Raw genomic sequence first — 17689 nt, 5'->3', positions numbered from 1 at the left:
GGAGGAACTCCTCAATGAATGAAAAATATACAGCCTTCCCAGAGAATTTTCTCTGGGGAGGAGCAACCGCAGCGAATCAATTGGAAGGTGCCTATCTGGAAGGTGGCAAAGGTTTAACAACTGTAGATCTGATTCCGATTGGTGCCAATCGATGGAATATTGCTCTGGGTAACCTGGATTCATATGAGCCAAAAGCAGGGGAATTCTATCCTTCACATGAAGCTATAGACTTCTATCATCGGTATAAGGAAGATATTGCGTTATTTGCAGAAATGGGATTCAAGTGCCTGAGACTCTCCGTAGCCTGGGCACGGATTTTCCCTAATGGGGATGAAGCGGAGCCAAATGAAGCAGGCTTGCAATTTTATGATGATGTCTTTGATGAGTTATTGAAATACAACATTGAACCTGTTGTGACGATCTGTCATTTCGATGTACCTGTACATCTGGTCGAGACTTACGGTGGGTGGAAGAATCGCAAGATGATCGGTTTCTTTGAGAAATATGCGACGACGCTATTCAAACGATACAAGCATAAAGTGAAGTATTGGATGACGTTTAATGAGATCAATATGTTACTGCATCTTCCTTATATCGGAGCAGGCATTGTTCTTCAGGAAGGTGAAGACAAAGAGCAGGTCCTGTATCAGGCAGCACATCATGAATTGGTAGCCAGTGCACTTGCTGTTAAGGCTTGTCATGAGATTATTCAGGGTGCACAGATTGGCTGTATGTTAGCCGCTGGCATGGTCTATCCATACAGCTCTAATCCGGATGACGTGTGGAAGGCCATGGAGAAAGATCGCGAGTCATTCTTCTTCATTGACGTGCAGTCGAAGGGAGCATATCCGGGTTATACCAAAAGATTTTTCAGAGAAAATGATATTCAGATTGAGATGCAACCAGAAGACCAAGATATCTTGATGCAGAATACAGTCGATTATATTGGTTTTAGCTACTATGCAAGCCGTTGTACAAGTACAGACCCTGAGATTTTGAAGGATTCGACGGAAGGTAATGTATTTGGTTCAGTGAAGAACCCGTATCTGCAAACATCCGAGTGGGGATGGACCATTGATCCTAAAGGTCTCCGAATTACATGTAATCAACTGCATGATCGTTATGGCAAACCTTTGTTTATCGTGGAAAATGGACTTGGGGCAACCGATGTGCTGTTAGACAATGACTCCGTTGAAGATGACTATCGCATCGAATATTTGAATCGTCATTTTGCCGAGATGGCTGAAGCGATTCAAGACGGTGTAGAACTCATAGGTTACACAAGTTGGGGACCGATTGACCTGGTCAGTGCGGGTACCGGAGAGATGAAGAAACGGTATGGCTATATCTATGTAGACAGAAATAATGATGGCACAGGCACACTTCGCAGAGTGAAAAAGAAGAGTTTTCACTGGTACAAAGATGTCATTGCGAGTAATGGTGCACAATACTTCTGATACAAGGTGTTCGACGCTATAGAATAAAGAAAGAGCAGTCTCGTTATTACGGGATTGCTCTTTCTTTATAATGAGATGAATTTGACTCAATGTGTAGATATTGGATATAATCATTGAATGAAGATAATCTTGTCATTTCAGAAGGGGGAGTATCCAATCATGAAGAAAAAATCACTTGCGTTTATATCTTCCGGATATGGTTACTCTACTGCTGTCTTTTTCTAGAATCTAATCCAAGGGAGAGGTCTGCCCAAAATCGGAAGAAAACTAGAAAATAACGCAGAAAAATCTTAAGAATGACGAGGTAATCAATATGAAAATCGAAAAAATCACGAGAAAAAATCCAGCGAATATGCCAGCTCCTGTAGGACAATACACGCATATTACAAGAATTCCGAGGAATGCAGAGCTATTCGTAACTTCGGGTCAAATTGGAGCAGATGCAAGCGGACTCTTTCCGGACAGTCTGAATGAGCAAGTTACTAATACATTTAATAATATCAAAACAGTGCTCGAATCTGAGTGTTTAGAGGCTGAACATATTATCAAAGTGAACGTATGGGCAACCGAGAAAATCGATTGGGATCATTTATATGCCGAATGGGGACAATTATTTAATACGAATTATCCTGCAATGACGATTGGATATATTACGGAGTTAGGTCTGCCAGAGATTAAAATTGAAATAGAGCTTTGGGCGGCAAAAGTTTAACAACGAATACTTTTTAAGCAGAAGAAGGAGCATCTTATATACAGATGCCCCTTCTTTTTTTATTCGTGAAAATAGATGATATGCCTTTGTGCAATCTTGAGCGATAGCATTATTATGGCACCTGTAAGCTCTGGTAGGCATTGAGGCGTCCATACGTCCAGTAGATTCCAGAGCCGGATACTGGATCGGAAGCGAAGCATAGCGCATCTCGAATCTGGGCATTGGTTTTCCCGCGTGCAGCGAGAAGTGCGGCCACTCCGGCCACATGTGGGGCTGCCATGGATGTTCCGCTCAGGTAGGCATAGGAACCACCCAGATAGGTGGATAGAATACTATCACCCGGGGCAGCCATATCCACCCAGGAACCATAGTTGGAGAAATTGGATTTGAGATCGGAGGGGTTGGTTGAAGCGACTGCAATGACGTTGGGATACGATGCGGGTACGATCGGGAATGAAGTGTTGTCGTTGCCGGCTGCAGCGATAATTACGGCTCCACGATCCCAAGCATACTGCACGGCAGCTTGGAGGAATGCATCTCCCATTGGACCACCGAGGCTCAGGTTAACAACCTGTACACCGTTATTGGCAGCGTAGACAAGCCCGTTACCGACATTACCTACCGTTCCTTGCCCGTTGTTATCCAGGTACCCGGAGCGGAACGATGGATGCGAGTGGTGCAGCGCCTGCGATTCCCACACCATTGTTGGTAACAGAAGCAGCGATCCCGGCAACATGTGTACCATGTCCGTTCCCGTCTTCAGGGATATTATCATAATCAACATAATCGTAACCGGGGAGGAGCTTGGAAGCCAATTCTGGGTGGTTTAGCTGTACACCGGTGTCGATAATGGCGATTTTAACAGAGCTGTTACTTTGAGTGATGTCCCATGCAGCGGGTGCATTGATTTTGGACAGGTTATATTGGTAAGGAAAGAACGGATCATTAGGGGTGAAGGATGCCTCAACAAGGTAATTCGGTTCTGCATGTTCAATAACCGTATGACCTTTGTAATGTTTAAGCATCCGGTGCATTTTTTTGCGGGATTCTACACGGTACCAACCCAAATCCTCGTATGTCTCAGCGACCTTACATCTCCCTTTTTTGTGAAGGGTGTGCATTTCATCCTCGGTTGTACCTTCCTTGAATTTGACTAATAGCTGCTTGGGGGCATGAGGGTGAAACTTACTCTCGGCACGTTGGTCCAGATAACGATACACGAACACGATGATTGCTAGCAAAATGAAACCAAAAACACCTAACCATAACCACATGAGCGTTTCTCCCTCCAATATGGATTGTGACACGCCTTATCGTATGCGAACTCTATCAGACTGTGTGGGCACTTTTTCAATATGGTTAGTAGTGTAGATAGATTGATAGGAGGGGTCAAATTCGGTAAGATGAGATGAAGAGAGCCGATCTGGCATGAAGAAGGATTAAGGAAATGCCTAGAGAGAGCTCCCAATTTAGAGGAGAAGGAACGTGGATCTTTTGACACAACTTCAGAGTATACCGACAGTAACACCAGTTCAGGCACACCAGATTCATGATGCCATTGATTTTGCCATGCGTGTACGTAGAGAAGTGTTTCCTATGATGGATCACACGAGGTTACCTGTGGATTTCGAGCAGTTCACAGAACATTATCTGGACTCCGATGAATCGATCTTTCTTGTTGCAATGATGGGTGATGCGGGCATCGTCGGAACGATTGGAATATTACCATATGATGGACGTATTGAAGCCGTGGACGGTCGATATGCAGCCCAGTCTGCAGCCGAAATTGTGAAATGTTATGTAGATCCTGCGTATCGCAGATACGGCATTGGTTCGATGCTGGTCAAAGAACTGGAGAATGTGGTGAAGGATATGCACTATACGACACTGTACTTGCATACACATCGCTTCTTGCCAGGAGCCGTAGATTTCTGGAAACGTCAAGGGTATACAGTTATTGCTGAGCAAGATGATGACTGGCAGACCGTACATATGGACAAGTTGGGATGTATGTGATCATTGGAATTGTTGCTGATAATCGATAATTTTTACTCAATAACATAGACAAATACAAGATACATGACAGGGGCATAAGCAGATGCAAGAAACGAAGCGAAAAATTGTATTTATTGATATTGATGGCACATTGGTAGATGATGACGGAAGCATTCCGTTGTCAGCTCAGAAGGCTTGCAAACAGGCCAGAGAAAATGGACATCTGCTCTATTTATGTACAGGCCGGTCCAAGGCGGAAATCTATGATTCCATCTGGGATGTAGGGTTCGATGGTCTGATTGGTGCAGGTGGGGGCTATGTGGAGTTTGGCAAGGATGTGCTGTATCACAAAAGGGTGACAGCGGAAGATGTTCGCCATATGGTTGACTTTTTCAATGAACATGGGATTGACTTCTACCTTGAATCCAATTCGGCATTGTATGCTAGCAGTAATCTGCAACCTCACCTGGAACGCCGTATCTATGGTGATGTGGAGAATGATCCTGTAGCCAGAGAGAAGAAGGAATTGAAGCCACACCCGTTTATTGCTGGATTGACGTATGGAGAGAGTGACCTGTACAAGGATGACGTGAACAAAGTGTGTTTCTTGGAAAGTTCGGTGATCCCGTTTGAGCGAATCAAGCAGGAGTTCGAAGGCAAATTTGAAGTCATTCAGTGTACGGTGCCGATCTTTGGTGAAGGAAGTGGTGAGCTAATGATCCCTGGCATTCACAAAGCTATTGCAATCGCCGATCTGCTGAAGCATCTGGACATGTCGCAGGAGGATACATTCGCCATCGGTGATGGCATGAATGATGCCGAGATGCTGGAATTTTGTAACGTTGGCATTGCTATGGGCAATGCTAAGCCAGGTCTGAAAGCCATTGCAGACGATATTACTGGCACAGTTGAGGAAGATGGATTGTATCATAGTTTTGTGAAGTATGGATTGATCGAGGGGTAAGTGCGTACGGAATCACTAATGAACAGCTAATAAAAAGAGAGCAACCTAGTTGCTCTCGAATTTTAGTAATCGGACCATGAATATATTTGTCCATTGTAGAAGGTTACGTAGGTATTTCCATAGACCCAAATATCAATAGAACCTAATGAACTAGTGGAGTTACTGGTGCTATTTGGACTCCCCCAAGAAAGTAACACTTGATTAAACGTCATCCCTAATTTGATCTTTTGCTGACTAATAAGTTTCCAGACGTTTGAAGACCAGCCTGGGTAATCTTTTTTAGGATCACTGTCATAGAACAACCCTTTAATAAAATCATTTGGCTGGTCTGTAACAGGCAACTTGAACGTAACCGACTTTCCACTAGCTCTTTTGGCTTTCACAATTACATTATTTTTTTTAATATCAACGGAAATGATTTTTATTTTTTCTAAATGATAAAGTGGATTTGAATTAGGTAAATTATTTTTGTTAGCCCAGTATTCGCCCCCCTTAAAAGCTATATGTATGAAATGTTCGTAATCAAAATAATAACAAAAATTCGAAAATCCAATGTCTTTATATATGTATTCTGTAACGGTCTTTCCATTTGCTGTTTGTATAGTTACTTCCGTGAGTTGATAAAGTTGTGTCAGGCCGACGATCCAGCCAGGTTGATCTAGCGCATAAGAATAAACTTTTTCTCCAAAAACGGAACGATATGCTTTGGGAACACTAAGGATTCCGTTCATTAATTTCTTAGTCCGTGTTGCTCCATCCTCGTCTCCCCATATAAATGCCACCATTAAATCATCTTCATTCCTACCTGAGTAACCGGAAACCTTTAGAAACTTCTCATACGATATGTATGTTATTCCTTTGTACAAAATGGTGTCTTTCTTACTTACTTGTTCTTTCTTTAATTTGGTTTTGACTTCAAATCCATTTCCTACAGCAATAAGTGAACCGATTTTTTTGAACATTTTGATAGGGATGTAGACGGTATCATTATCCGCTAAAAATGCTTGATCTTTGGAACTTGCGAGCTTTCCATCAATGAATACAGTGTATTCAATATCACGGTAAGACTCAGCTAGAGGATTCCCAGCCGCTAACATGTGAGACGGAAGTAATATGAACAGTAAACTAAAACTAATAAAAATACAGACCAATTTCTTGAGACTATTCATTACAGATTCTCCTTTTATTTTTTTACCTTAAAAATATAGCATGAAGTTAACGGCCATAACAGGAAATTATTTGCTTGATCTGATTTGCTCAACATTGAATCCTCCTTGTCCGATATATAATAAGTACACCTAAGTGACCCGAATTGAAAGGAGTGAAGATCATGGATATTGCAGCATTATCAATGGCGATGAGCCAGGCTTCAGTAATGCAGTCGGCAAGCTTGCAAGTGATGTCAATTACAAAAGACATGGCACAGCAGCAAGGCCAGCAGATGACGGAAATGTTGAAGTCTGTGCCTGCTCCTCATCCCAATCTGGGTGGAAGTCTCGATCTTTCGGTTTAGTTGATATTACAGCATGTGTTTTAATGTAACACCCATTGCAGCAAGCAAAACCCAACCCGCTCCAATTCGAAAGAATTGAAGCGGGTTGGGTTGTTTTTTTCGATAGGTATGTTTAGGCCGTTAATTCCAGACTTACTTCAGATCAGCGTAGCTTCGCCAGGCTTGGTAATCTGCCTTCAAAAGGCAATGTATCCTTCAAGGTCCATAACTCATCGTAACTGGAAATCTGAAGATCGGCTTTGGATAAGTCCTGGTTGCCTGATCCCGGATTGTGATAACCGATGCAGCGCATGCCTGCACTTTTGGCCGCCTGAACACCATTACGAGAGTCCTCAATCACCAGACAATTCGACGGGGATGCGCCAATCATTTCAGCTGTGGTCAAGAAAATATCTGGTGCCGGCTTGCCATTCTCGACTTCCTCTCCGGTCATTCGTACCTCAAAGTATCGCCCAAGTCCTGTCTTGTTCATGATCAAATCAATCAGTGCGCGTGGAGAGGAAGAAGCAACGGCTATGGGAATATGTTGCTCATGCAGCCAGCTTAACCAGCGTTCCACGGAAGGCATTGCCGTCAAATTGGAATGAGCTAGCATGGTTTGCATCACATTATGCTGATGATAAGCTAGTACTTCTTCTAACGTAGCTGTCAGTTGATGTTTATCCAGTACTTGCTGCCACATGGACTCCAGCGTAACTCCAACATAAGCATGGTGTTCTTCTTCGGTCATCACTGCACCAAAATGGGCAAAAGAGCTTCGCTCAATCTCGAAATATATCGGTTCGCTGTCAATTAGTACACCATCCATATCAAAAATGACTGCTTGAATGATGTCATCATCGGCCGCTCCCAGTCCGCCAAACTCTTGGTTTGCTACCATGTTGTATTCCTCCTCAAGGATTGTGTATACATATATCTCTAATCTAATCCATTCATAGTTAGTTTTCCACTTTAGAAACTGGAACCGCTGGATTGCAGTACAACTTTAATGGCATGTGAAGAGGCTTGAAGTGTGCGGCCCTGAATATCGCAGCCAAGTGTGCGGAAAGCCTCTTCGTAATCCTCCAACGGAAAGGAGTGGGTGATGATTTTTTTTGCCGGAATGATCCCTTGTTCAATCATATAATGTGCGGTTGCAAATGTTCCCAGAGAATCGATGGAACCAATAATTTTAAGACTACGGTCCACGACTTCTTTTGGATTAAAGGACGTATTTCCATCTCTCAGACCTACCAGCATCAGGTAACCGCCGCTGGCGAGCTGGGAAAGCACCTGTGTACCTACGACACCTGTTGTATCCACAATCATATCGACCTGTTGCGTTTCGGGTGACAGTGATTCGATTGCATTTTCGAAGGATGAATGAACTTCCCAACGATCGGGTGCAATGGAGCCGGCAATCGCTAAGCGTTCCTCAGAGATGTCAACCAGACAGCCGGTAACACCTTTGGAAGCGAGCGCGTAGCTGTACAAAATGCCAATCGGGCCTGCGCCGAGGATGATCGTTCTGAAATTCGGCAGTAGATGGATCTGATTAATCCCCGTCAGCATACAGCTGAGCGGTTCCGTCAACGTCGCTTCTTCATAGCTCACATGATCCTTCAATTTGTACAAAAAGCGATCCTCGGTCACATAATAATCCGTAAACGTCCCGTCAGCACTTACACCTGTCTCCGTAACAGACTTATGGGTACAATGATTTTGTCTGCCTGTTCTGCACATGTCACATTGTCCGCAATAGTAGGTAGGGTCGATCACAACCCGGTCGCCCGGTTGCAATGTTGTTACCGCAGAGCCAACATCAATGACTTCCCCGGCAGACTCATGACCGAGAATGACCGAAGGGACTGCATGATATTTGCCGCTGACAATACCGAGATCGGTACCGCATACACCTGTCGCACGAATACGAACCAATACCTGGTTATCTCTTGTAATTTCCGGGACAGGCCGTTCCTCAAGCGCAACATCCCATGCCGATTTGTATACCAATGCAAGCATGATATAACCTCCTTATAATTATATAAAATCTAAATATAGCGTTTGATTTTAAAGCAGTTTCTGACAAGATACGAAAGTAGTGAAGGGGACGAAATCGATTCTGTACAAGCGAAGCGTTCGCCTCAAAGCTTTCTGAAAGAAAGCTGCTTCGGAAGCATACGCTATCAACGGATTTTCCCCTTGGGAAAAGGGGAATCAAAAAATCCGGGGATAACAGCGATCGAAAGGTTGTTCTGTTTGCGTAGTGTTCGAGTGTAATATGAATTACTCACTAATGAACGCTGGCAAGCACCGAATCCAGCCGCTCTACAATCTCTACCAGTTCATCTTCGGTTGTCGTAAGGGAAGGCCGGACCTTAACTACGTTACCGAAGCCATATCTTGAACTTCTCAAGATCAGATGCTCATCTGTAAAAGCGCGGTCAACAATGGCATTTGTTTTTAACGTATCCGGTTCATTACCGTCACCTACGATCTCCAACCCCCACATTAACCCGACACCACGAGCTTCCCCGATACTTGGGTATTTCATAGCTAATTCATGCAGCAATTCACCCAGAATTTCACCTTTGCGTTTCACAGCATCCAGAAATCCGGGTTCAGATACCACCTCCAGGGTGGATTTGGCAGCGGTTACGGAGATCAGATTGCTTCCTGAGGTGAAGGAGTGTTCATGCTTTTCGAGCACATTCAATCGGGATTGCATTAATACAGCAGCAACAGGTACGCCGATTCCGCCAAGACCTTTGGCAAGGGTAATCATATCAGGCTGGATATCAAACAGTTCGCTGGCAAACATAGTTCCAGTACGACCGATGCCGGTCTGTACTTCGTCGGCAATGAGAAGCATGTTGTACTCATCACACAGTTTACGCAGTCGTTTGAAATATCCGGCAGGAGGAATGATATTGCCGCCATTCCCCAGAATGGGTTCGATGATCATGCAGGCGACTGAGCCGGAACTTGCATATTCTATCGCATCAGAGATAGCTTCAACGCATTGATATCCGCAGTCTCCGTTTGAGGATTTGAATGGGCAGCGATAACAGTATGGGGCAGGTACATGAACAGCGTTAGCCACAGCTGAATTGGGGAACCGTTTGCGTCTAAAGGCATTCCCCGAAATCCCGGTGGCAAATTGGGTCTGCCCATGATGGGATAGATACAGGCTGATGATGTCTGTCGATTCGGTATACTTTTGTGCAATTTTGGTCGCACATTCGTTTGCAGTTGAACCGGTAATATCCCGCATCCATCCGGCATTAATGTCGTTTGGAGCATATTCGATTAAGTGATCAAGTACTTCATTTACGTAGGGTTCAGTGAAGGAGGAAGACATATGCGTCAGATTGCCGACTTGTTCCTGAATTTTGCTGACTACATGTGGGTGATTATAGCCCAGTGACAGATTGAACGTACCTGACACGCCATCGAGGTATTCAACACCTGAATCGTCAATCAACTTAATCCCTTTTCCGGCTATGAAGCGGCTATTGGTTAAAGTTTGCATATGATTTCCTCCAATATAATGGTGTACTAGCTCGAACGAAGCTCAACAATCCAGGATGATGCGGGCATCACCTCCCTTAAGAAACGATGTTTACATTTCCTTACTATGTTGTGCGAGAGTAGCACTTACTGCATTATTTTTAACAGTCCATAGATGAGAGACCATTAATGTGAGGAGCAGGATCAGACAGAATCCGGCCAAAATCCAGATCGTATTCACAACAGGCCAGGTACTCATACTCCATCCAGTCACATACTGCAAGATGGCACCTCCAATACCACCCGATGCAATCAGGATACTGGTTGTCCGCTCGGTCATGCCGGGAATCAGAACATTAGCATAGACAAGTGCGATACAGAACAGCCCTGACATGAACAGACCGGTTCCGAAGATCAACACATACGTTGCCCACAGTCCAGTTACAAATACCATAGCAACTGCGAACAAAAACGTACCGACTGTACTCCAGATCAGGAAAGGCATATAGTTGACGGCTTCCGCTATTTTCCCGGAGAAAAGACGACCGATGATCATCGCAATCCACAGGATGGAGACACTTAGCGATGCGACAGATTCCTGAAGCTGCAGTCGTTCTACGAGAATGGAGGGCAGGAAGTTCATTAATCCCAGTTCCAATCCCATGTAGATGAAAAAGAAGATGACGAAGATCGTCAGCAGACTCAGATGTTTTCTCGAATATCGGGCTTTACCTGCTGCGTGTGCCACTGTATTCTCGCCTGCCTGTTCCAGATATAGTGCGGCTGCCCGGGGCATAGTGATCCACAGCAACATGAGAATCAGTGACAACACGGCCACCGTATAAAAAGTAAGATGCCACAGTTCCATCCAGATAAATAAAGCAGCGACAGCGGGAATGAGAAGTGCTCCAAGAGCAAAGAAGACATCCAGCTTAGACATGGCGACTGCCTTCTGATTCTCAGTGAATTCGATCGTGAATGCACCTACAGAGGGTTCGATGATACCTGAACCGAAACCTACGATAATTGTGAGAAGGAGAACTACAGCCCAGGATGGCAAAAAACCGAGTAATGTATAGGCGGCTACAATACAGATCAAGGCAATAGTCAGCATAGCTTTTCTTCCGATACGGGCTGTCAGGGCAGGAGCTACAAGTACACCGACAAGAAATCCAAGAAACTGCAGAAATAACAAAAATCCGCCATCACTGTAACCGCGCTCATAATATGACAATAAAACAGGGAGAAGTGCACCGAGCACAACGCTGGTTATGCCGATTAACAGATAAAAACCGCAGCTTAGAGCGAATATTCTTTTCAAGAGCCCGCCTCCTAGTTGGATAAAAGTTTTATATTATGTAATTAATGTTTATTTCATATCTAACTTATATCATAATTGCCGAAATGTACATGCTTTTTACTGTAAAATAATGTTAAGTTTTGAAAATTCGTGTTACATTTTTTTCTAAAACGATTTCGTGTCGAAAGGATAGATACGATCCAATCAATATGACCTTTTAACAGTGTTGGCATTTGAATTGAGCGAGGATTGTAAACTGTGCATATATCAAAAAACGTTCCCTGTCTGAGTAGACGGGAAACGTTCTGCTTAGCCGTTCTATATGATGGAACCTAACCTCAACATATCGCAATTAAGCAGTCTGTACAAAGAAAATTGCATCGAATGGTGCGTGAGCAGACGCGGGACCCCTTCGCAAAAATAAATAACCGTTTGCATCGGGAAGACCCAATATATCACGATAAGGATCAGGAAAATCTCCGGAATATATTTGACACACCAGTTGATACTCCTCTACCAGATGCTCAATTCCTTTTACACCGTTTGGTAAAGTCGGAGAGAAAAACGAAAATGCAGGGAACTCCTGATCGTCCAACTCCATTTCAATCAAACGTACACCGCTTAACGGAATGGGTGGAACGGGACATACGGAAGTTAGCGGATGCGAAGATACCGAGACATAAGTGTATCCTGCGAGAATATTCTCGTTCCATTCCAGCTCATCTCCCGCATAGGTTACCTGGTCCAAAAAGTATTCGGAGGCGGAGTAGGTGGAGAAGACCGAGATATATTTATCTTGTGGTAAAGAAGGGATATCGACCTGCTGTGAAAGTATATTGCAATTGATGGAGAACAGATGCATTAAAGGCTGCCCCTCAGGGTTGAGCGGCCAGTCTGCAACGTATGCGATTTCTCCACCAATCCATATGCCAAAGTCTAGGTTTGGATCATCGGGATCAACTGTAAATCGAGTAACTTTGTCCATGTATACTCCTTCCAGAGTGTATTTTGACTTTCCTATGAACCGTTGTATGTTTTTTCATATAACCATTCATTGCTTCGTATCAGTATAAATGAGATGATGGGGAATGAGAATCAGTACAAGGTACTAACTCTTGCATGAAGTAAATGAACGCACTATTAAATTCAATGAATTAGCAGATATATTACAGATGAGAAGCGGTGACACATGTTAATTAACAAATACATAAGTGAAACGGGATTCTGCTCCCGCAGGGAAACGAACCGATTAATTGCAGCCGGACGCATAACGATCAATGGCAGGGTATGTGAAAAAGGGGCGAATGTTGAACTTGACGATGTGGTACTCATTGATGGCAAGGAGATTCCTCGTAATGACAGCGAACCTGTCTACATTGCTCTGAATAAACCCATCGGTATTGTCTGCACAGCAGCAGAACATGTGGAGGGGAACATCATTCAATATATGAATTATCCTTCTCGCATATTTGCAATAGGCAGGCTGGATAAGGCATCTGAGGGGTTGATTTTGCTTACGAATGATGGAGGCATTGTGAACAAGATGATGCGTTCGGAGCATAATCATGATAAAGAATATGTAGTGACTGTAGATAAACCCATAACAGATGAATTTGTAAAGACCATGTCTGAAGGGGTTGAAATTCTGAACGTGGTGACCAAGCCTTGCGAAGTGAATAGGCAAAGTGAACATGTGTTTCGTATTATTCTGACACAGGGGCTCAATCTGCAGATCCGCAGAATGTGCAAAGCTTTGGGGTACCGAGTATTGAAGCTGGAGCGCATCCGAATTATGAATATTACGCTGGATCAACTGGAGCGGGGGCAATGGCGTCATCTGGAGCAAGAGGAACTGGAGATTCTGCTGTCTCAATTGAATGAGATCAAATGAATGAACTTTGCTGTATGTTAACGGTGGTCAACCAGGATTTCCAGTTATATCTGTAAAAAATGAAGCAAACACTAACCGCTACGCGGATTAGTGTTTTTGTTGTTAAAATTGTGTCCTTTGCGCTCTGAAATGTAAGAGCCGAATAGGGTTAAGAACGCACCAAGCACAATCACCCAGGTTATCTGCTCTTGAAGAATCAGTACAGATGACACGACAGTAATGACAGGCACCAGATAGATATATACACTCGTTTTGATAGCTCCGAGAAGATTCACAGCCTGGTTCCAGGTCACGAAACACAGCGCGGAGGCACCCAGACCGAGGTAGAGAAAATTAGAAAGATTGGTCATACTTGTGAAGCGCCCGAGTTCAAGATGGAATTCAAACAGGAAAAGAGCTGGCAGCATGAAGACCATGCCATAGAAGAACACTTTGCGGGTCGCTCCAATGGTGTGATAGCGAAGCTGGCCAATTTTACGCATTAATACAGAATAAATGGCCCATACCGCAGGTGCTATGAAAGCAAGGAGATCACCTATCGGATTCAGTTGCAGAACGAAACTGCCGTTCAGTGCGATGAGCAGTATACCGCTTAAGGCAATCCCAAATCCGATAATAAAGCGGCGAGTTAACTTCTCACCCTCAAGGAAGTAATTGGCGAGCACAGCAGTGAAGAATGGGGCAATGGAGATAATGACACCCACGTTGGAAGCAGTCGTATACACCAGTGCAATATTTTCAATGAGAAAATATAGAGTTACTCCACATATTCCTGCTCCGATAAATAACCATTCTTCTCTGAATGAGGCGGTCCGCAGTGAACGCGGATAGATTAGTACGAGTACCAAATAACCGATCAGAAAGCGAAAAAATAAAATTTCTACAGGAGTGAAATCAATCAACAGGACCTTCGTCGAGACAAAGGTAGTTCCCCAGATCAATATGGTAAATAAGGCGAGCAAATGTCCGGTAGCGGCATTGGTGTTATGATGACTCGTCATACGAGGTTATCTATAGTTCGTTTCAATTCCGCATCATGGTTGAAGATACGTCTATATTGCTTGGGTGTCAGGCCGATCAGTTTTTTGAAAAAATTCGTGAAATGGCTCTGGTCACTGAATCCGGTCTGTGCGGCTACTTCAATCGGAAGCAGGCCTTGTTCCAGCAGACGTTTAGCTTGATTAATGCGAATGGTTTCCAGGTAGCGGTAAGGGGTTATCCCTTTCTGGCGAGTGAATAAACGCAGCAGGTGATACTTACTCATCTCCGTCAAATCGGCTAACTCGTTCAGCGAAATGCTCTCCATGTAATGCGCTTCTATGTAATCACATATGTGCCTGACCTCAGTGGTTACATCCTGCGTGGATACAGGCGGTTCAGCATCCGAATAGTCTCGCATCAATTGATCCAGCAGAAAGAGTAACAATTCTTCTTTGCAGAAATCCGATTGTTCCTCCAGAATCATCTGATGAAGCTCGTGCAGGGAACCCACAAGTTCACTTTGGTAGAGAACGGGGGATGTAAACCGTGGCAAGTAAGCCTGTCCAGTAATCTCTCTTGCATACTCTAGCATAACCTCAGGCTGGACATTGATACAGCGATAATCGAGGGTTCTGCCATCAACCTGTTCGCAGGCATGAGGATCATGTGGATTAAAGACAATCATGTCGCCACTATTCAGAATGTATTCTTCGTTGTTGCAGACGAGGTGACGCTTGTCTTGCTCAATAAATCCAATGACGTAATAGTCATGAAAATGATTCGGAAACTTCTGCATAATGCCTTCAAATTGATAAGCTTCTAGCTGTAGATCGGTATCAAATACCACAGTCCGGACTTCCCGAGTCATGATGCACCTTCTTTCTGGTATGTTAAGGTCATTATAGGTTGCAAAGAAGGAATTTTCTTGAACGATATTGCTATTGCTCGAAGTGTAAGAGCGGACAGATATCTCCAATAACAAAACACCCGCAATCCCGGAGGGAGAGCGAGCCCTTTGTTTAGTATAGTTGATTCATGAGTTCAAACCTATAGATATGAGGAAAAACAGGGAAAGAAACAGGGTTTTGTTCTTACTGTAAAGTCGCCAGCACTTCAGGTGTAAAACCCTGAATCTCTGATATGCGGCCTTCGCGTACTTTGGCGGCCCATGCTGGGTCACCGAGCAGCGCACGTCCAACAGCCACCAGATCAAATTCTTGTTGATCGAATCGCTTCATAAGTTCGCCCATACCTGGATGCTCAACTTTAGTTCCTCCTGTGTCAGACTCATCCGGCATACCTACAGAACCGACTGTAATTGTGGTTTGACCACTCAGCTTCCGCACCCATCCTGCAAATCCCAGATCCGATTGCTCAAACTCAGGCTCCCAGAAGCGCCGAGTGGAGCAGTGGAAGATGTCTACACCTGCATCAACCAGCAAACGAAGGAAGTGTTCCAGTTGTTCCGGTGTGTCGAACAGTCTGGCTTGATAATCATTCATTTTCCATTGGGAAATCCGCATTGCAATAGGAAAATCAGGACCTACCGCAGCACGAACTGCCATTACAAGTTCAACCGCGAATTGGGTTCGTTTCTGAAGGTCACCACCATAGCGGTCTGTTCTCCTATTCGTTGTTTTCCAGAAAAACTGATCGATCAGAAAACCGTGTGCACCGTGCAGTTCAATTCCGTCAAAACCGATGCGTTGGGCATTAACTGCTGCATCAGCATAAGCTTGAATCACAGTTGCGATCTCTGCCTCCGTCATGGGCGCACCTACTTGCGTACCTTCCATATCAACTCCCGATGGACTCAGTGATGCAGCTTCCGGGTGTGGGTCAGATCCTGAAGGACGAACGATTCCCATGTGTAAAATCTGAGGGAAGATTTTACCGCCAGCTTCATGAACTTGTTTGACCACTTCAGCCCAGCCCTGAAGGGCTTCTTCTCCATACATATGAGGAATTCTAGGCTCACTTGATGCAGACGGATGTTCAATGGTCGCACCTTCTGTAATAATGAGTCCAACACCCTGCTCGGCACGCCGGCGATAATATGCGGCTACGTCAGAGCCCGGGACACCGTTTGGGGAGAAAGCACGAGCCATGGGGGACATGACGATGCGTGAGGACAGGGTTAGCTTTGAAACGGTGTATGGTTGAAACAAACGCTCCGTAGAAATAATGTTATATTGTGGATTACTCAACATATGCACCTCCATTATGATGTACCTCTCAGTGGGTACGAGTGCAATGTTAGCAATCCCTGCGAGCTTGCTCAACCAACAGTTCGATTGTTTTGTTGCTTAAGCGAAAGAATTCGTAAATTGTATGATGTTTTGGAACGCCAATATCACTTGTTGTATAAACAGCACTTAACTATAATGGAAGAACCTATCCACCGATCTTTAGTACAAAGGAGTATTAGGAAATGTCAGGAATATTAACTTCAAATTCTAACGATCCGCGTGTGATTCGCACTCGGCAATTAATCCTTGATGCGTTTTTAGCTCAGCTGAACCTTAAAAATTTCAACAGTATTACGATTCAAAACATTACGGAAGAGGCCACCATTTACAGAGCCACATTTTACGCCCATTTTCAGGATAAATATGCACTCCTCGAAGCCTTGTTATCGGATGCTTTTATGGAATATGTAACGAAAAGGGTGAATCCGGATGCGCGGTTATCAGCGGAAACCATGCAGCAGCTTATATTTTCATTATGTGATTACCACGTCTCTAGCAATGGGTGCATCAAAAAATATGAGACGGTTGCACCAATTATTGAAGAGAACATCAAGACTCAACTGGAGCAATTCCTTCTTGAATTAATGAGCAAAGTGGCGAAGGATGTAGATCCCAAAACACTAAAAATTACTGCAACGATGCTAAGCTGGTCGATCTATGGAATGACGTATCGATGGAATATGGATGGAAGACAGGAATCTCCAGCAGACTTGGCCCAGCGAGTTGTCCCCTATATGATGGGCGGATTGGAATTGTTGAATTAACTTTATTTTAACGAAATCGCTTTACTATTCGAATGGACGAAGGAGAAGTGACAAGATGATTGATCATTTGGTTGTTTTTAAATTTAACGATAAAACCACGCTAGCCAAACAGCAGGAATGGGTGGAGCAATTGCTCGCGCTACAGGAACAAATCCCGGGGATTGTCGCGTTGACCGCAGGGATCAATGTAACGGAAGAAACGGACCGAATCCAAGGTTATACGATTGGGTTGAGAGTGACGTTTGAAGATCAGGACGCACTGCGTGCCTATGGTCCACATCCTGCTCATCAGGCATTTGTAGCTTCCCTCGATGGTTGGGTGGAAGATGTCATTGTAGTTGATTATGCGATATAAAGACCCGATATCAGAGGTT

General features: G+C 44.2%; 17 protein-coding genes and 1 pseudogene. 8 read left to right on the top strand and 10 right to left on the bottom strand.

Going from position 1 to position 17689, the window contains the following annotated elements; genetic code table 11:
• The first annotated feature begins 14 nt into the window (after positions 1-14).
• Both AB4111_RS13225 and AB4111_RS13220 read left to right on the top strand, forming a co-directional pair.
• Positions 15-1457, top strand: a complete 1443-nt coding sequence (locus tag AB4111_RS13225; RefSeq protein WP_442031976.1) for a 6-phospho-beta-glucosidase — start codon at positions 15-17, stop codon at positions 1455-1457.
• A gap of 313 nt (positions 1458-1770) precedes the next feature.
• Positions 1771-2169, top strand: a complete 399-nt coding sequence (locus tag AB4111_RS13220; protein ID WP_442031975.1) for a RidA family protein — start codon at positions 1771-1773, stop codon at positions 2167-2169.
• Between the two features lie 112 nt (positions 2170-2281).
• Here the strand turns inward: AB4111_RS13220 and AB4111_RS13215 are convergent.
• Positions 2282-3443, bottom strand: a pseudogene (locus AB4111_RS13215) (S8 family peptidase).
• Between the two features lie 211 nt (positions 3444-3654).
• Here AB4111_RS13215 and AB4111_RS13210 point away from each other — a divergent pair.
• Together AB4111_RS13210 and AB4111_RS13205 are read left to right on the top strand one after the other, a co-directional pair.
• Positions 3655-4185 carry a GNAT family N-acetyltransferase gene (locus AB4111_RS13210; protein WP_442031974.1) on the top strand — a complete coding sequence of 177 codons (531 nt, stop codon included), beginning with the start codon at positions 3655-3657 and terminating at the stop codon, positions 4183-4185.
• 82 nt (positions 4186-4267) lie between these two features.
• Positions 4268-5128, top strand: coding sequence for a Cof-type HAD-IIB family hydrolase (locus tag AB4111_RS13205; RefSeq protein WP_442031973.1), 861 nt, complete (start codon positions 4268-4270; stop codon positions 5126-5128).
• A gap of 62 nt (positions 5129-5190) precedes the next feature.
• Here AB4111_RS13205 and AB4111_RS13200 read toward each other — a convergent pair whose 3' ends face one another.
• A complete protein-coding gene (locus tag AB4111_RS13200) occupies positions 5191-6297 on the bottom strand; it encodes a hypothetical protein (RefSeq protein WP_442031972.1) in 1107 nt (368 codons plus the stop codon).
• 161 nt (positions 6298-6458) lie between these two features.
• On the opposite strand from AB4111_RS13200, the gene AB4111_RS13195 reads away from it, so the two are divergent.
• Positions 6459-6641 (top strand): YjfB family protein, encoded by a 183-nt coding sequence (locus tag AB4111_RS13195; RefSeq protein ID WP_442031971.1) that lies wholly within the window; start codon positions 6459-6461, stop codon positions 6639-6641.
• A gap of 142 nt (positions 6642-6783) precedes the next feature.
• Here AB4111_RS13195 and AB4111_RS13190 read toward each other — a convergent pair whose 3' ends face one another.
• The 5 genes from AB4111_RS13190 to AB4111_RS13170 all read right to left on the bottom strand — a co-directional run bounded on the left by AB4111_RS13190 (position 6784) and on the right by AB4111_RS13170 (position 12415).
• Entirely contained in the window at positions 6784-7521 is a 738-nt protein-coding gene (locus tag AB4111_RS13190) for an HAD family hydrolase (protein WP_442031970.1), read from the bottom strand.
• Between the two features lie 71 nt (positions 7522-7592).
• Complete coding sequence (locus AB4111_RS13185) at positions 7593-8642, bottom strand: zinc-dependent alcohol dehydrogenase (protein ID WP_442031969.1); 1050 nt, start codon at positions 8640-8642, stop codon at positions 7593-7595.
• Positions 8643-8913: 271 nt separating this feature from the next.
• Positions 8914-10152 carry an aspartate aminotransferase family protein gene (locus tag AB4111_RS13180; RefSeq protein WP_442031968.1) on the bottom strand — a complete coding sequence of 413 codons (1239 nt, stop codon included), beginning with the start codon at positions 10150-10152 and terminating at the stop codon, positions 8914-8916.
• Positions 10153-10242: 90 nt separating this feature from the next.
• Positions 10243-11451 carry an MFS transporter gene (locus AB4111_RS13175; protein ID WP_442031967.1) on the bottom strand — a complete coding sequence of 403 codons (1209 nt, stop codon included), beginning with the start codon at positions 11449-11451 and terminating at the stop codon, positions 10243-10245.
• 331 nt (positions 11452-11782) lie between these two features.
• On the bottom strand, positions 11783-12415 hold the full coding sequence (locus AB4111_RS13170; protein ID WP_442031966.1) for a hypothetical protein: 633 nt from the start codon (positions 12413-12415) through the stop codon (positions 11783-11785).
• Between the two features lie 204 nt (positions 12416-12619).
• Between AB4111_RS13170 and AB4111_RS13165 the strand changes: the two genes are divergently transcribed.
• Complete coding sequence (locus AB4111_RS13165; RefSeq protein WP_442031965.1) at positions 12620-13321, top strand: pseudouridine synthase; 702 nt, start codon at positions 12620-12622, stop codon at positions 13319-13321.
• Positions 13322-13392: 71 nt separating this feature from the next.
• Here AB4111_RS13165 and AB4111_RS13160 read toward each other — a convergent pair whose 3' ends face one another.
• From AB4111_RS13160 to AB4111_RS13150, 3 genes are all read right to left on the bottom strand, one after another.
• Positions 13393-14322 carry a DMT family transporter gene (locus AB4111_RS13160; protein ID WP_442031964.1) on the bottom strand — a complete coding sequence of 310 codons (930 nt, stop codon included), beginning with the start codon at positions 14320-14322 and terminating at the stop codon, positions 13393-13395.
• Positions 14319-15170 carry a helix-turn-helix domain-containing protein gene (locus tag AB4111_RS13155; RefSeq protein WP_442031963.1) on the bottom strand — a complete coding sequence of 284 codons (852 nt, stop codon included), beginning with the start codon at positions 15168-15170 and terminating at the stop codon, positions 14319-14321. Before AB4111_RS13155 ends, AB4111_RS13160 begins: the two co-directional genes overlap by 4 nt.
• A gap of 223 nt (positions 15171-15393) precedes the next feature.
• Complete coding sequence (locus tag AB4111_RS13150) at positions 15394-16509, bottom strand: NADH:flavin oxidoreductase (protein WP_442032764.1); 1116 nt, start codon at positions 16507-16509, stop codon at positions 15394-15396.
• 224 nt (positions 16510-16733) lie between these two features.
• Here AB4111_RS13150 and AB4111_RS13145 point away from each other — a divergent pair, with 224 nt between their 5' ends.
• The gene (locus AB4111_RS13145) at positions 16734-17315 is read left to right on the top strand and encodes a TetR/AcrR family transcriptional regulator (protein ID WP_442031962.1); all 582 of its coding nucleotides are present in this window, start codon (positions 16734-16736) and stop codon (positions 17313-17315) included.
• Between the two features lie 55 nt (positions 17316-17370).
• The gene (locus tag AB4111_RS13140; protein ID WP_442031961.1) at positions 17371-17670 is read left to right on the top strand and encodes a Dabb family protein; all 300 of its coding nucleotides are present in this window, start codon (positions 17371-17373) and stop codon (positions 17668-17670) included.
• Positions 17671-17689: the final 19 nt, after the last annotated feature.

This window comes from Paenibacillus sp. 2KB_22, from assembly GCF_052115745.1.
In the GTDB taxonomy this organism is placed as follows: domain Bacteria; phylum Bacillota; class Bacilli; order Paenibacillales; family Paenibacillaceae; genus Paenibacillus.
The sequence above is the reverse complement of the archived record's forward strand: the minus strand, read 5'-3'. Positions and strand labels throughout refer to the sequence as shown.